At 69.4% G+C, this 13,684-nt stretch carries 13 protein-coding genes and 1 pseudogene; 13 read left to right on the forward strand and 1 reads right to left on the reverse strand.

Translation table 11 applies throughout. The features are described from left to right. Positions 1-54: 54 nt before the first annotated feature. The 9 genes from LWF15_RS07910 to LWF15_RS07950 all read left to right on the forward strand — a co-directional run bounded on the left by LWF15_RS07910 (position 55) and on the right by LWF15_RS07950 (position 7,962). Positions 55-1,074 (forward strand): ABC transporter substrate-binding protein, encoded by a 1,020-nt coding sequence (locus tag LWF15_RS07910; RefSeq protein WP_232809734.1) that lies wholly within the window; start codon positions 55-57, stop codon positions 1,072-1,074. After that, entirely contained in the window at positions 1,071-1,844 is a 774-nt protein-coding gene (locus tag LWF15_RS07915) for an ABC transporter permease (RefSeq protein WP_232809735.1), read from the forward strand. The genes LWF15_RS07910 and LWF15_RS07915 overlap by 4 nt, the downstream gene beginning before the upstream one ends. Next, positions 1,841-2,620, forward strand: coding sequence for an ABC transporter permease (locus LWF15_RS07920; RefSeq protein WP_232809736.1), 780 nt, complete (start codon positions 1,841-1,843; stop codon positions 2,618-2,620). Before LWF15_RS07915 ends, LWF15_RS07920 begins: the two co-directional genes overlap by 4 nt. A gap of 4 nt (positions 2,621-2,624) precedes the next feature. Then, a complete protein-coding gene (locus tag LWF15_RS07925) occupies positions 2,625-3,464 on the forward strand; it encodes an ABC transporter ATP-binding protein (RefSeq protein ID WP_232809737.1) in 840 nt (279 codons plus the stop codon). After that, positions 3,461-4,432 (forward strand): VOC family protein, encoded by a 972-nt coding sequence (locus LWF15_RS07930; protein ID WP_232809738.1) that lies wholly within the window; start codon positions 3,461-3,463, stop codon positions 4,430-4,432. Before LWF15_RS07925 ends, LWF15_RS07930 begins: the two co-directional genes overlap by 4 nt. A 25-nt stretch (positions 4,433-4,457) precedes the next feature. Continuing rightward, positions 4,458-5,150, forward strand: coding sequence for a 4-carboxy-4-hydroxy-2-oxoadipate aldolase/oxaloacetate decarboxylase (locus LWF15_RS07935; RefSeq protein ID WP_232809739.1), 693 nt, complete (start codon positions 4,458-4,460; stop codon positions 5,148-5,150). Further along, positions 5,147-6,235, forward strand: a complete 1,089-nt coding sequence (locus LWF15_RS07940; RefSeq protein WP_232809740.1) for a 4-oxalomesaconate tautomerase — start codon at positions 5,147-5,149, stop codon at positions 6,233-6,235. Before LWF15_RS07935 ends, LWF15_RS07940 begins: the two co-directional genes overlap by 4 nt. After that, positions 6,232-7,245 carry an amidohydrolase family protein gene (locus tag LWF15_RS07945; RefSeq protein WP_232809741.1) on the forward strand — a complete coding sequence of 338 codons (1,014 nt, stop codon included), beginning with the start codon at positions 6,232-6,234 and terminating at the stop codon, positions 7,243-7,245. The genes LWF15_RS07940 and LWF15_RS07945 overlap by 4 nt, the downstream gene beginning before the upstream one ends. 150 nt (positions 7,246-7,395) lie before the next feature. Then, positions 7,396-7,962 (forward strand): hypothetical protein, encoded by a 567-nt coding sequence (locus LWF15_RS07950; protein ID WP_232809742.1) that lies wholly within the window; start codon positions 7,396-7,398, stop codon positions 7,960-7,962. 9 nt (positions 7,963-7,971) lie between these two features. On the opposite strand, the gene LWF15_RS07955 is transcribed toward LWF15_RS07950, so the two are convergent. Continuing rightward, on the reverse strand, positions 7,972-8,433 hold the full coding sequence (locus LWF15_RS07955; protein WP_232809743.1) for an Lrp/AsnC family transcriptional regulator: 462 nt from the start codon (positions 8,431-8,433) through the stop codon (positions 7,972-7,974). Positions 8,434-8,598: 165 nt separating this feature from the next. Between LWF15_RS07955 and LWF15_RS07960 the strand changes: the two genes are divergently transcribed. From LWF15_RS07960 to LWF15_RS07975, 4 genes and pseudogenes are all read left to right on the forward strand, one after another. Then, entirely contained in the window at positions 8,599-9,843 is a 1,245-nt protein-coding gene (locus LWF15_RS07960) for an MFS transporter (RefSeq protein WP_232809744.1), read from the forward strand. Between the two features lie 323 nt (positions 9,844-10,166). Then, positions 10,167-11,354: pseudogene (locus LWF15_RS07965) on the forward strand (glycoside hydrolase family 64 protein); the annotation flags it as partial. A 142-nt stretch (positions 11,355-11,496) separates the two neighbouring features. Further along, the gene (locus LWF15_RS07970; protein ID WP_269809767.1) at positions 11,497-12,411 is read left to right on the forward strand and encodes a phytanoyl-CoA dioxygenase family protein; all 915 of its coding nucleotides are present in this window, start codon (positions 11,497-11,499) and stop codon (positions 12,409-12,411) included. A 144-nt stretch (positions 12,412-12,555) separates the two neighbouring features. Continuing rightward, a complete protein-coding gene (locus tag LWF15_RS07975; RefSeq protein WP_232809747.1) occupies positions 12,556-13,674 on the forward strand; it encodes an FAD-dependent oxidoreductase in 1,119 nt (372 codons plus the stop codon). The last annotated feature ends 10 nt before the right edge of the window (positions 13,675-13,684 follow it).

Below are 13,684 nucleotides of genomic sequence, written 5' to 3' on the forward strand. Positions count from 1 at the left end.
ACAATCTCTAGCGTTCGCAGCGAACCCCCGGGCGCGTCCACTCAAGGAGGAGCTATGCACCCCCAGGTATCCCGAGCCCTCTCAGCCGCTGCCGGCACCGGACGAGGGCGGATCTCGCACAAGGCTCTGCTGGCCGGTGGACTGGCCACGGCACTCCTGCTGGCCGCCTGCGGCAGTGACGACTCCGGCGACGCGGGCTCTTCGGAGGACGGCACCACCGACATCTCCGTCGGGGCCATCCCGATCGTCGACGTGGCCCCGCTGTACCTCGGCGTCGAGAAGGGCTTCTTCGACCAGCAGGGCCTGAAGCTCAAGATCGAGACCGCCCAGGGCGGGGCCGCCATCGTGCCCGGCGTGGTCAGCGACCAGTTCCAGTTCGGCTTCAGCAACACCACCTCGCTGCTGCTCGCCGCCTCGAAAGGGCTTCCGCTGAAGGTGGTCACCTCCGGGGTCGCCACCACCGGCAAGGACGGGGCCGACTTCGGGGCCGTCGTGGTGGCCGAGGGCAGCGCGGTGAAGACCGCCGCCGACCTGGCCGGCAAGCGGGTCGCGGTCAACACCCTGAACAACATCAACACCACCACGGTGAACAAGGCGGTGCGCGACGCCGGGGGTGACCCCAGCGGGATCAGCTACGTGGAACTGCCCTTCCCCGACATCCCGGCCGCCATCGCCAAGGGCGACGTCGACGCCGGACAGGTCGTCGAGCCGTTCCTGACCGTGGCCCAGAACCAGGGAATGCGGCAGGTGGCGTCCAACTACGTGGCCACCCACCCCGAACTGACCATCGCCGCGTACTTCACCTCCGCCAACTACGCCAAGGCCAACGCGGAGACCGTCACCAAGTTCACCACCGCGATGAACGAGTCGCTGGCCTACGCCGACAGCCACCCGGACGAGGCCCGGGCGATCCTCAGCACCTACACCGAGATCGACCCCGCCGTGCAGGAAGCCGTCACCCTGCCCAAGTGGCCCAGCCAGGTCAGCGAGGAGTCGGTGAACGCGCTGTCCGAACTGGCCGTGCAGGACAAGCTGATCACCTCCGCCCCCGACATCTCCCAGCTGCTGCCGTGAACCGCTGGGCCCGGGCCGGGCTCGGCGTGCTCGGCCTGGTGATCGTCGCCGCCGTCGTGGAGGTGCTGCCACGCAGCGGCCTGGTCGACCGGGACTACCTGCCCCCGGCCAGCGACATGGCCTCCGCCCTGGGCACGCTGGTGCAGGAGAGTTCCTTCTGGACGGCGCTCGGCGACACGATGCGCGGCTGGGCCCTGGGCCTGGCCGTGGCGATGCTGATCGGCGTGAGCGGCGGCATCGTCATCGGATCCGTGCCCGTGCTCAGGGAGTTCACCGCCTCGACGATCGAGTTCCTGCGGCCGATCCCCTCGGTGGCCCTGATCCCGCTGGTCGTCCTCATCTTCGGCAGCCGGCCGCAGTCCGCACTGACCCTGGTGGTGTACGCGGCCACCTGGCAGATCCTCATGCAGGTGCTCTACGGCGTGGCCGACGTGGACCCGGTGGCCCGGGACACCGCCCGCTCGTACCGGTTCTCGCGCTGGAGCATCGCCCGCAACGTGGTCTGGCCGACCGCCCTGCCCTACGTGGTCACCGGTTTCCGGCTGGCCGCGGCGGTCGCGCTGATCCTGGAGATCACCGCCGAACTGGTGATCGGGGTGCCCGGGCTGGGCAAGACCATCGGGGTCGCCCAGTCCTCCGGCGCCGTGTCTCAGACGTACGCCCTGGTCATCGCGGTGGGCCTGATCGGGGTCCTGGTGAACCTGGCCGCCCGCACGGCCGAGCGCAGGGTGCTGCGCTGGCACCCGTCGATCCGGAGGGAAACGGCATGAGGAAGCTTGCGCGGTCGGTGTCGGCCGCCCTCCTGCTGCCCGTCGTCCTGCTGAGCGTCTGGTGGATCGTCACCGCCGACAGCACGAACTTCTTCTGGCCGCCGCTGCGCGACATCCTCGGCACGTTCGGCGAGACCTGGATGCACGGGCGCATTTCCACCGATGTCTTGCCCAGCGTCACCCGGCTGGCGGTCGGCTATCTGCTGGCCCTGGTCCTGGGTGTCACCGCCGGCCTGTTCATCGGCCTGTCGGCCGTGCTGCGGGCCCTGAGCGAGCCGGCGCTGGAGTTCTTCCGGGCCGTCCCGCCCCCGGTCCTGGTGCCGATCATCGCCCTGTTCACCGGCTACACCGGGGCCACCTCCAAGATCGTCACGATCGCGCTCGGCTGCCTGTGGCCGGTCCTGCTCAACACGGTCGAGGGGGTGCGAGCGGTGGACGAGGTACTGCTGGACACCGCCCGCAGCTACCGGATGAGCCGGCGCAGCACCCTGGTCCACGTCATCCTGCGCAGCGCCAGCCCGCAGATCGCCGCCGGGGCCCGGCAGGGCCTGTCCATCGCCGTCATCCTCATGGTGATCAGTGAGATGTTCGGCGCCAACCACGGTCTGGGCGCCAGCGTCGTGCAGTTCCAGCGCAGCTTCGCCGTGCCCCAGATGTGGACCGGGATCATCGTGCTCGGCCTGCTCGGCGTGACCCTGTCCGTGATCTTCCGCATCGTCGAGAACCGCGCGCTGGCCTGGTACCGGGGCCTGCGCCAGGCCGACCGAGGAGCCTGAACCGATGGAAAAGACCGCCGAGAAGACCGTGCCGAAGAACCCGCCGGGCCGGCTGCCCGCCCTGGAGGTCGAGGGCCTGCACAAGGTCTACGACGGGCACGGCCGCCGGGTCGAGGCGATCCGCGACCTGACGTTCTCCGTGCAGCGCGGCGAACTGGTCTGCGTCGTCGGCCCTTCCGGGGCAGGCAAGACCACCCTGCTGCGCTGCATCGCCGGCCTGCTCGACTCCACCCGCGGCGAGGTCCGGCTGGACGGCCAGCGCGTGACCGGGCCGCCGCCGGGCATGGCCGTGGTCTTCCAGGAGTACGGGCGCAGCCTCTTCCCCTGGATGACGGTGCAGCAGAACGTGGAACGACCGCTGATCGAGAAAGGGCTGGGCAAGCAGGAACGCCGGCGGCTGGTCCAGGAGGCCGTGAACGCGGTCGGTCTGGGTGACAGCCTGGCGGCGCACCCGTGGCAGCTCTCGGGCGGTATGCAGCAGCGGGTCGCCATCGCCCGGGCCGTCGCCTACGAGCCCTCCGTGCTGCTCATGGACGAGCCGTTCGCCGCCGTGGACGCCCAGACCCGGGCCGACCTGGAAGACCTGGTGCGCTCGCTGTGGCAGCGTCTGGGGGTGACCGTCCTGTTCGTCACCCACGACATCGACGAGGCGATCTACCTGGGCCAGCGGGTGCTGGTGCTGTCCAACCGGCCCACGGTCGTCCTCGAGGACGTCACCGTCGACCTGCCCGACCAGCGCGACCAGCTGCAGACCCGTTCGGCGCCGCGGTTCGGGCAGTTGCGCGGGCACGTCTACGAACTGATTCAGAAGGCGAAACAGGGCTACCGGCCGGAGGAACGATGAACGAGTACCAGGAACGGGTGCGGGACGTGGCGCACCTGAGCGCCGTCGAGCTCTTCACCCCTGATCTCGAGGCCACCGTGGACTTCTTCGTGCGGCTGATGTCGCTGGAGGAGGTCGGCCGCCGGGACGGGGTGGTGTTCCTGCACTGCTGGGACGACTACGAGCGCGTCACCCTGCGGGTGGTGGCTCGCGAGCAACCGGGCATCGGGCGCACCTGGCTGCGCACCACCTCACCGCAGGCCCTGGAACGCCGGGTCGCCGCGCTGGAAGCGGCCGGGGCGAAAGGCCAGTGGGTGGAGGGGGAGGCCGGTTTCGGGCGCACGTACGAGGTCGAGGACCCGGACGGGCACGTGCTGGCGCTGTACTGGGAGTCCGAGCGCTACCGTGCCCCCGAGGGGCGGGGCCCGGCGCTGAAGAACCAGGCCGCGCCGTTCCCCGGGCGGGGCGCGAACGTGCGGCGCCTGGACCACATCAACTTCCTGGCCGCCGACGTCAGCCGCAACGGCACCTTCCTGGCCGAGGCCCTGGGTGCGCGCCTGAGCGAGCAGATCGTCACCGACGAGGGCCAGCAGGCGGCCGGCTGGTACACCTTCACCGACAAGTCCTACGACCTGGTCCACACCGGCGACTGGACCGGCGCGAACGGCCGCCTGCACCACATCGCCTTCGCCACCGACACCCGCGAGGACATCCTGCGCGCGTGCGACGTGTTCCTGGAGGCGGGCATCTTCATCGAGACCGGCCCGCACAAGCACGCCATCCAGCAGACGTTCTTCCTGTACGTGTACGAGCCGGGCGGCAACCGGGTGGAGCTGTGCAACGCCGGGGCGCGGCTGCTGCTGGCCCCCGACTGGGAGCCGATCACCTGGACTCCGGCCGAGCGGGCCAAGGGTCAGGCCTGGGGCCTGCAGACGATCGCCAGCTTCCACACCCACGGCACACCACTGGTCCAGGTTCCCCTTCCCTGAGCCGCCCGACCGAGAGGAGGCCGACGTGCCCGTCGTCGTCCGCAACACCCCGCGCACCCCGCTGGAGATCGTCGATGCCCTGGCCGAACTGGGCGTGGCCACGGTGCACGAGGCGCAGGGCCGCACCGGTCTGATGGCCGAGCGGCTGCGCCCGGTCTACCGGCCCGCCCGCGTCGCCGGCACGGCCCTGACCTGCACCGTGGCCCCCGGGGACAACTGGAGCATCCACGTGGCGGTCGAACAGGCCCGGCCGGGAGACATTCTCGTGGTCACCCCGACCAGCCCGTCGCACGCCGGGTACGTCGGTGACCTGCTGGCCGAGAGCCTGCGCGCCCACGGTGTGCGGGGCCTGGTCATCGACGCCGGGGTACGGGACGTGGCCACGCTGACCGAGATGCAGTTCCCGGTCTGGTCGGCGGCCGTGTTCGCCCAGGGCACGGTCAAGCAGACGGTCGGAGACGTGCAGGTGCCGGTGCGCTGCGCCGATGCGCTGGTGCATCCGGGGGATGTCGTGGTCGCCGACGACGACGGTGTGGTTGTGGTGCCGCGGCAGGAAGCGGCCAAGGTGCTGGTCCGGGCGCAGGAGAGGGAGGCGCGCGAGGTGGACAAGCGTGAGCGGTTGCGGGCCGGAGAGCTGGGCCTTGACATCTACGTAATGCGGGAAGCGCTGGCCGAGAACGGCTTACGCTACATCGACTGGTCTCCGGGGCAGTCGTGAACCAGATCGCCGTACCGGGGGCGCTCATGCGTGGGGGAACGTCGAAGGGCCTGGTGTTCAATGCGGACGACCTGCCGGCCGACGCTGCCGCCCGTGATGCCCTGCTGCTGGCCGCCATGGGCTCACCTGACGTCCGGCAGATCGACGGAGTCGGCGGCGCTCACCCGCTGACCTCGAAAGTGGCCGTGGTGAGCCGGTCCACACGGGCCGGCGTGGACGTGGAGTACCTGTTCCTGCAGGTGTGGCCGGACCGGCCGGAGGTCTCCGACAGCCAGAACTGCGGCAACATGCTCGCCGCGGTCGGGCCGTTCGCCATCGAGACCGGTCTGGTGGCCGCTCGCGACGGGGTCACCCCGGTGCGGATCTGGATGACCAACACCAGTTCCCTGGCCACCGCTCACGTCCCCACCCCTGGCGGCGAGGTGACCTATGCCGGGGACGCGAGCATCGACGGGGTTCCCGGCACGCACGCGCCGATCCTGATCGAGTTCGCCGACCTGGTCGGCTCCAGCACCGGTGCGCTGCTGCCGACCGGCCGTCCTCGCGACCGGATCGCCGGGTTCGACGTGACCTGCATCGACAACGGCATGCCGGTGGTCTGCCTGCGGGCCGTCGACCTGGGCCTGAGCGGGCAGGAGACACCGGCGCAGATCGAGGCCAACGCAGAAGTGCTGGCCGCCGTGGAGAGGGTTCGCCTGGCTGCCGGCCCACTGATGAACCTGGGCGACGTCACCGATCAGACGGTGCCGAAGATGAGCCTGCTGTCGCTGCCGGCGCAGGGCGGTTCGATCGCCACCCGTACCCTCATCCCGCATCGGGTGCACGAGGCGATCGGTGTGCTGGGGGCCATCTCGGTGGCCACCGCCTGCCTGGTGCCCGACTCGATCGTCGCCGAACTCGCGCCGGAAAACCTGTCGTCTACCGGGCATGTCGAGCTGACGGTCGAACATCCCACCGGCTCGTTCACGGTCGGGCTGGATCTGGCCTCCCCGGAGTCCGGGAACGTGGTCGAGCGGGCCGGCCTGCTGCGTACGGCCCGGATGCTGATGCGCGGAGAAGTGCTGATTCCGCGGGAGACTCAATGATCATCGACTGTCACGGCCACTACACCACCGCCCCGCCCGCCCACACGGCCTGGCGAGAACAGCAACTGCAGGCCCGTGAGGCCGGTCGCCCCGAACCGGCCTATCCAGACATCGCCGACACCGACGTCCGTAAAAGCATTGAAGGCAACCAGTTGCGGCTGATGCTCGAACGCGGGGGCGACCTGACCCTGTTCTCGCCGCGGGCCTCCACGATGGGCCATCATCTGGGGGATCTGCAGGCCAGCATCTCCTGGACGCAGGTGAGCAACGATCTGGTGGCGCGTGTCGCCGCGCTCTTTCCTGAGCGCTTCGCCTGCGTCGCGCAACTGCCGCAGAGCCCAGGGCAAACAGTGGACGCCTGTGTCGCCGAAGTCCGTCGGGTCGCCGAACTGGGTTTCGTGGGGGTGAATCTCAACCCCGACCCCAGCGGCGGGTACTGGAGCGCGCCGCCGCTGACCGACCGCTACTGGTACCCGCTGTACGAGGCGTTGTGTGAGGAACAGTTCCCGGCCATGATTCACGTCTCGGCCAGCCAGAACCCGGCCTTCCACGCCACCGGTGCGCACTACCTCAACGCCGACACCACCGCCTTCATGCAACTGGTGCAGGGCAACCTCTTTGCCGACTTCCCGCAGTTGCGGCTCATCATCCCGCACGGCGGGGGAGCGGTGCCCTACCACTGGGGCCGCTACCGCGGGCTGGCCGACATGCTCGGCCGGCCCGACCTGAGCGAACATGTCATGAGCAACGTCTTTTTCGACACCTGCGTGTACCACCAGCCGGGCATCGACCTGCTGCTGAACGTGATCGACCCCGCGAACATCCTGTTCGGCTCCGAGATGGTCGGCGCCGTGCGGGGAATCGATCCGGCCACCGGCCACTACTTCGACGACACCAAGCGCTACGTCGAGGCCGCGGCCCTCAGTGACCAGGAGAGGCGGGCCATCTACAGCGAGAACGTGCGCCGGGTGTACCCGCGGCTGGACCAGATGCTGTCCGCGCGTTCGTAGCCCAGTGCGCTGGGCAAGCCGGGGGAAGGCGGCTGCGCTACGTGACCGCGCCGCCGCTCGACCACCTGGGTGGTGGGCGCTCATGCCTGGCCGGCAGCGACCGATCCGGCCTCTGTCGTGCTCGGCCGTACGCGTCCTGAGGGGTCGGTCATGGAACTGCTGATCTGGGCACTGGTGTTCGGTAGTGCCGTATGGGTGGGTATGGACGCCTCGCGCCTGGGCGCCCACCGGGGCCGGCTCGGCGGCGGCTTCCTCGACATGGGGCCGGTGGCCTGGTTCCTCGTGGTCTGGCTGTTCTGGATCATCGGGATGCCCTGCTACTTGGCCACCCGCGGCCGCCTTGTCGAGGCGCAGCGCCGGGCGCAGACCTTCTGGCCCCAGCAGGGTGGCTACCCCGGTCAGCCCTACCCGCCTGGCCCTTATGTCCCGCCCGGCTCTTATGGCGGGGGAGCGCAGCCCTGGGGGGCCCCGGCGCCGCCGCAGCACTATCAGCCCTATCCGCCCCAGCCGGTCGCGTACTACCCGCCCAGCTACCAGCAGTCCTACCCGCCGAATGCTCCGGGGGCCTTCCCGCCGCCGCAGGGGCAGCCAATGCCTGCTCCACCGCAGGCCGCGCCACCGGTTCAGCCTTCCTACGAGAGCGGAGCCGCGTACCAGGCCGAGCCCGAGTACCAGAACCAGGCTCCGAGGGTGATCTACCCGCCGCCCAAGGAGTAGCGAGCCCGGTCATTCAGGGTCGAGCAGTTGGTGCATGCGCCGTGGGATGAACTCCTTCAGCACCAGACTGGTGGCCGTCCGCCGGATCCCCCGCGCCTGCATGATGCGCTGGGTGATCCGGTAGACGTCGTCCGCGTCACGGGCCAGGATCTCGATCTGGAGGTCGCTGGGCCCGGAGATCGCCACGCACTCGACCACCTCTGGAATCGCGGCCAGGGTGTCGATCGTGTGCTCGAACTCCGACTGGTCGACCTCCGCGGTCACCAGTGCCCGCAGCGGCCGCTCCACGCTGGCCGGATACAGGCGGGTGCTGACCGGGGCCAGGTGATCCCCGTCGAACAGCCGGTTGGTGTGAGCCTGGGCCGTACCCCGGGCAATGCCCAGGTGCTCGGCCAGGTACTGGATGGTTGCGCGGGGCGTGCGGTCGAGCAGCCGCAGGATCCGCCCGTCGGTCGCGTCGATCTTGGCCAACCTGTCTCCCTGGTGATCATTGTGACCGGCAGAACGGGCTAAGAGGCGTGCTCATCTGCTCAGAATGTTCAGTGCTGGGTTCAAGTATTGCCCGTTTCTCGCATCATCTCGACACTTCGGTGATCGAAGCGACAAGCACCCCAGCACGAGAACCGGAGCCGGACCTTGGCCCACGTACGTGAACGACCGGCTCCGGTAGCCCCGTTCGGACACCCGCACCAGGCCGTCGGCGCCGTGGCGGTCGCCGCCTTCTGCACGGTGCTGGCCGGCGTCAACCTGCCCAACCCGCTGGTGCCTCTGTACGTCGACCGCTACGGACTGTCGCCGCTGGCCCAGTCCACGCTGTTCGGTCTGTACCTGCTGGCTCTCGTCCTGACGCTGGTGTTCATCCTTTCCCGCTCGGAACGCAACGCTGCCTCGGGCGAGCGGGCCGCGGCCATCCTGATGACGGCGCTGCTGCTGACCATCGCCGCCGACGTCCTCATGGTGTTCGGCGCCGAAGTGCTGCCCTTCCTCCTGGCCGGGCGCATGGTCTCCGGAGTCGGCGTGGCCCTGGCCACTGGCGCCTCGGCCACCCTGGCCCTCGCCGGGCTGGGGGAGCAGGCCCGCACCGTCGTCGCCTCCGGTGCGGTGATCGGCTCGCTCATCGGGAACGTCGGCGGCGGCTTCCTCGGATCGGTGCTGCCCACCCCGCAGACGCTGGTGTTCGTCGCTCACCTGGCGCTCACCGCGCTCGTCCTGGCCGTGCTCGTGCTCCTGTCGCGCGCACCCCGGTCGTCAGCGCCCAAGGCTCGGGCTGGGGAACGCAGCGGCGCCCTGTGGAAAGCCGACTACGGCCCGCGGCACCGGGCCGCCGGGCTCCTGCTGGGCGCCATGGCCTGGAGCGCAGCCGGCGTGGTGCTGGCTCTCGTGCCGGGAGCCCTGCGTAGCGCCGTGCCGTCGATGTCGTTGCTGGCAGCGGTCTTTCCCGGCGGCGCGTTCCTCACCGCCGCGTGGGTGGGCCAGGTGATCTGCGGGCGGCGACTGCTGCGCATGCGGGCCTGGCAGCTGTCCATCCCCGTGGTCGGCGGCATGGCCATGATCGCGCTCGCCCTGGAAACCGCCGACCTCACCCTGCTCGTGGCGGGCGCCATCGTGTGCGGAAGCGGTCAGGGCCCGGCGTACAGCCTCGGTCTGGCCACCGTGACCCACGGCCTGAGCGCCGGGCACCAAGGACGATCCGCCTCCGTCTTCGCCGCCATCGCCTACGGAACCTGCGGTGTGGTCACCATTGCCACCGGTGCCCTGGCCCGGGCGGTCGGCGTACCCTCGGCGGTCGAAGCCCTGACCGTGGTGCTGGCCGGGGTTGCCCTGATCGTCGCTGCCCTCGCCGGCCGGCCCCAGCCGATTCGTCCGCTCGCCAGCGCCTGACACGTATCGCGTCCGGCCGCTCACTACCCCGCTCAGACCCCCGTATCCGGATCGGTCCGGGCGGGGTGCTGGTGCCCAGCCACGCGCTCCGAGCTGAAACCTTTCGAACTGAGGACGGGTGTGAGCCTCGAAGCTGGTCGCGTACAGGCTGCTTTCGATCACCTCGGGCATCGGGTGCGACGAGCCCGCGGGATCTCCATGACCGCAGGCCGCCGCGAAAACGTTTCGGCTCCCGGAGGCCGGGTCGAGCTGTTGACACCCGCTGTTGGCCAACTGATGCTGAAAAGCACTATCTGCGCACCTCTCATCCCTGAGGAGACTCAGTGCGTATCAAAAAGTGGATCACTCATGCGCTCGCCGCCCTGATGGTGAGCGCTCCGATCGCGGTCGTCACCACCGCCGCCCCGGCCCAGGCCGTCGGCCCCGCGGTTCTTCCGGTCACCGTCACCAACAACACCGGGCGAGCAGAGGCCGTCCATCTGTATGTTCTCGGCACGAATCTGAACACCGGCCGCCTCGGCCACGTCAATCAGGCCGGTGTCTTCACGCCCTGGCCGGCCGGTTCGATCCCGCCGTCTCCCGCGCCCGACGTCGCCATCAGCGGCCCGGGCACCGGCGGCTCGGCGACAATCCGCTTCCCGCGCGGGTTCTCCGGCCGGGTCTACTTCTCGCTGGGTGAGAAGCTCAAGCTGTTCCTGACGCCGGACGGCTTCGTCCAGCCGGCCCCCTGGACCAGCGCCGACCCCAACCGCAACATCCTGTTCGACTGGAGCGAGTTCACCTACAACGACGCCGGCCTCTGGCTGAACAGCACCCAGGTCGACATGCTGTCCGTGCCGCACGCGGTCACGGTCACCGGCGCCAACGGCGTCACCACCCGCACCGGCGACCTGGTGGCGGGTGGGCGCAACAAGGTGTTCAACGCGCTGCGGGCCCAGCCGGGCTGGGCCAACACCGTCTACACCAGGCCGGACGGCACCGTCCTGCGTGCCCTGGCCCCCGGCAAGGCCTCGGAGACGGGGTTGCTCAGTTCTTCCTACCTCGACGCCTACATCACCTCAGCCTGGAACGCCTACACCAGCAAGACACTCACTGTGGTCCCGTTCGCCGGGCAGCCCGGCGTTCGCTACTTCGGGCGCACGTCCGGCAACGTCATGCGTTTCACCAATACAGCCGGCCAGACCGTCGCCTCCTTCAACAAGCCGTCCTCGGCCTCGGTCTGGAACTGTGACCGGGACCTGTTCGCACCCAACGACAACGTCGTGGGCCCGATCGCCCGCACTCTGTGTGCCGCCCTCAACCGCGGCACCCTGGGCACCGTCGACACCCAGCCCTCCACCGACGCCTCGCAGTTCTACCGCAACAGTGCACCCAACCACTACGCCCGGATCATGCACCAGAACATGGTCGACGGCCGGGCCTACGCCTTCGCCTTCGACGACGTGGGCAACTTCGAGTCGCTCGTGCACAACGGCGACCCGCGGGCGGCGAGCATCGTGCTGACGCCGTTCGGCTGAGCAGGTTCGCTGATCCGGTGACCTGGGAGTGTGGGCACCGACGCGCTCATGGTGCCCACACTCGTCCACTGTTTGAACTGCGTACTTACCGAAAAACTGCTTGCCGCAGGATTCGGCGAACACCGACCCTGGGCCGATGAACCTCGAAGATGCGGAACAGGTTTGGAATCGCGACGCATTCGTCATCTTGCCGGGTTTCCTGCCGAGGGCCGAGTTGACCGCGGCTGTTCAGACGCTGGATGAGCTGTTCCCGACGGCCGAGGGTCTTCATGGCGGCACCGATCCCCGGCGTGAGCGCTTCATCGGCGACGAGTTCGCCGGGATCGACACTTTCCCCTTCGCCAGTGCGCAGATCAGCCTGCTGGCCGTGCACTCCCGGATCCTGGACCTGGCCGAGACGCTGCTGCAGGACAAGGACATTCATCTCTACGGGGCGCAGGCCTGGGCCAAGTACACCGGTGCCTGTGACTACGACCAGCCCCTGCACCGTGACTACCTCAATCACACGATCCTGGTGCCCAGCACCACGCCCGGCTGCCGGCAGGTCGAGATGTTCGTCTACCTCTGCGATGTTCCCGACGAGCTCGGACCGCCGCATCTGGTCCCGCGCAGGCACACCGCCGACCTTCCTGCCGTGCCGAACTGGCTGCTACCGACGGAGCCGGACGCGGTCGACCGGTACACGGCTCGCGCCGATCCGGCGCTCTACGAGGCTGAGGTCAGCGCAGCAGGACCGGCGGGCACGGTCATCGCCTTCGAGTCGGGCACTTTCCATCGTGGCACCCAGCTCACCGCTCCTCGAGGCGCTCGATTCAGCATGCATCTGTGCTTCCGGCCTCTCAGCCTTCAGTGGGGGCAGCGCGACGGCTGGGCGGCGAAGAGTTTCACCCCCGAGTGGAACGAGTTCGTACCTCAGGCCGACCCGCGCCAACTCCAGGCTCTGGGCTTTCCGCCACCCGGGCATCCCTACTGGACCCCCGAGACCCTGGCCGGGATGGCCCTGCGTTACCCCCGGCTCGACCTTTCCCCGTGGAGCCCTCGACCCTCCTGAGTCTTCGGACTCCCAGGTGATCACTCGCTGTACAGTTTTTGGTCACTTGACCGGCGATAGTCTGGCACGGTGCTGTGTGGGAGGGCCCTGATGAGGGTCTCCCCGCTGCCCTCGTCCAGATCTTCTTTGTGAGGAAGCGTTTTCGTGGAGAATCCCGTTGTCGTCGTGGGGGCTGGGATTGCGGGCCTGGCCCTGGTCCGTGCGCTGCACCGCCGTGAAGTGCCGGCCGTTGCGCTGGAGCGACGCGAGCAACTGCCGTCGTCCGGTCTGGCCATCAACATCCCGGGCAACGGCATGACGGCCCTGTCTCACCTGGGGCTGACCGACGTGCTGGGGGAGACGGGAGCGCCGATTCAGCGCCGCGAGTACCGCGACTCCCGGGGAAAGCTGTTGTACGCGGTCGATGAGGCGGCGTTTTGGAGCGGCCGGGTGCCCAGCCGGATCCTGGGGCGCCCTGAGCTGCTGCACGCTCTGGCGCAGGATCTGCCCTCGGAGGCGGTGCGGTTCGGGGCGGCGCCGGAGGCGTACGAACAGGGGCCGGACGGCGTGACGGTTCAGCTGCCCGGTGGCGAAACCCTGAAAGGGGCGTTCCTGGTGGGCGCCGACGGTGTGGGATCGGCTGTGCGCACGGCGTTCCTGGGTTCGGAGGGCCGCCGCACCGGGCTGCTGGCGCAGGCCAGCTGGCGCTTCATGGCTCCTGACCCGGGCGTCGCCTGCTTCACCGTCTGGCTCGGCCGGGGTCGTTCCTTCCTGGCCATTCCTGCTGGTGAGGGCCAGGTGTACTGCTTCGCCTCCGGTGTGGGCGGGGCCTCGGTCGCGGCGGACGAGAGCTGGCTGCAGGAGTCGTTCGAGGACTTCCCGGCGCCGGTGCGTTCCATCCTCGAGCACGTGCGTTCCGGTGGGATCAAGCTGCATCACTCGCCGATCGAGGAGGTGCGGATCCCGGCCTGGCATCAGGGACGGGTGGCGTTGATCGGTGATGCGGCGCACGCGACCGCCCCCGTGTGGGCCCAGGGGGCGGCGCTGGCGGTCGAAGATGCGCTGGTGCTGGCCGAGCTGCTGGATCAGGAAAAGGACTGGGCCGGGGTGGGCGCTGCTTACGATCAGCGGCGCCGGGCCCGGGTCGAACACGTTCAGCGGATGACCGACCGGGGCTCACGGGCGGCCGGGCTGCCGGACTGGCTACGCGGGCTGGTTCTGCCGCGGGTGGGCCCCTCTGCCTACCGTTCCACCTTCACCGAGCTGCGAGAGCCGGTGGTGTGACGAGTCGAGG

Origin of the sequence: Kineosporia rhizophila (assembly GCF_021277265.1) — a bacterium.
GTDB lineage: Bacteria > Actinomycetota > Actinomycetes > Actinomycetales > Kineosporiaceae > Kineosporia > Kineosporia rhizophila.

Bases quoted from the DNA above. Each gene is read 5' to 3' on its own strand.
- LWF15_RS07910 (WP_232809734.1), top strand. From the start codon at position 55: ATGCACCCCCAGGTATCCCGAGCCCTCTCAGCCGCTGCCGGCACCGGA.
- LWF15_RS07920 (WP_232809736.1), top strand. From the start codon at position 1,841: ATGAGGAAGCTTGCGCGGTCGGTGTCGGCCGCCCTCCTGCTGCCCGTC.
- LWF15_RS07930 (WP_232809738.1), top strand. From the start codon at position 3,461: ATGAACGAGTACCAGGAACGGGTGCGGGACGTGGCGCACCTGAGCGCC.
- LWF15_RS07970 (WP_269809767.1), top strand. From the start codon at position 11,497: ATGAACCTCGAAGATGCGGAACAGGTTTGGAATCGCGACGCATTCGTC.
- LWF15_RS07925 (WP_232809737.1), top strand. From the start codon at position 2,625: ATGGAAAAGACCGCCGAGAAGACCGTGCCGAAGAACCCGCCGGGCCGG.
- LWF15_RS07945 (WP_232809741.1), top strand. From the start codon at position 6,232: ATGATCATCGACTGTCACGGCCACTACACCACCGCCCCGCCCGCCCAC.
- LWF15_RS07950 (WP_232809742.1), top strand. From the start codon at position 7,396: ATGGAACTGCTGATCTGGGCACTGGTGTTCGGTAGTGCCGTATGGGTG.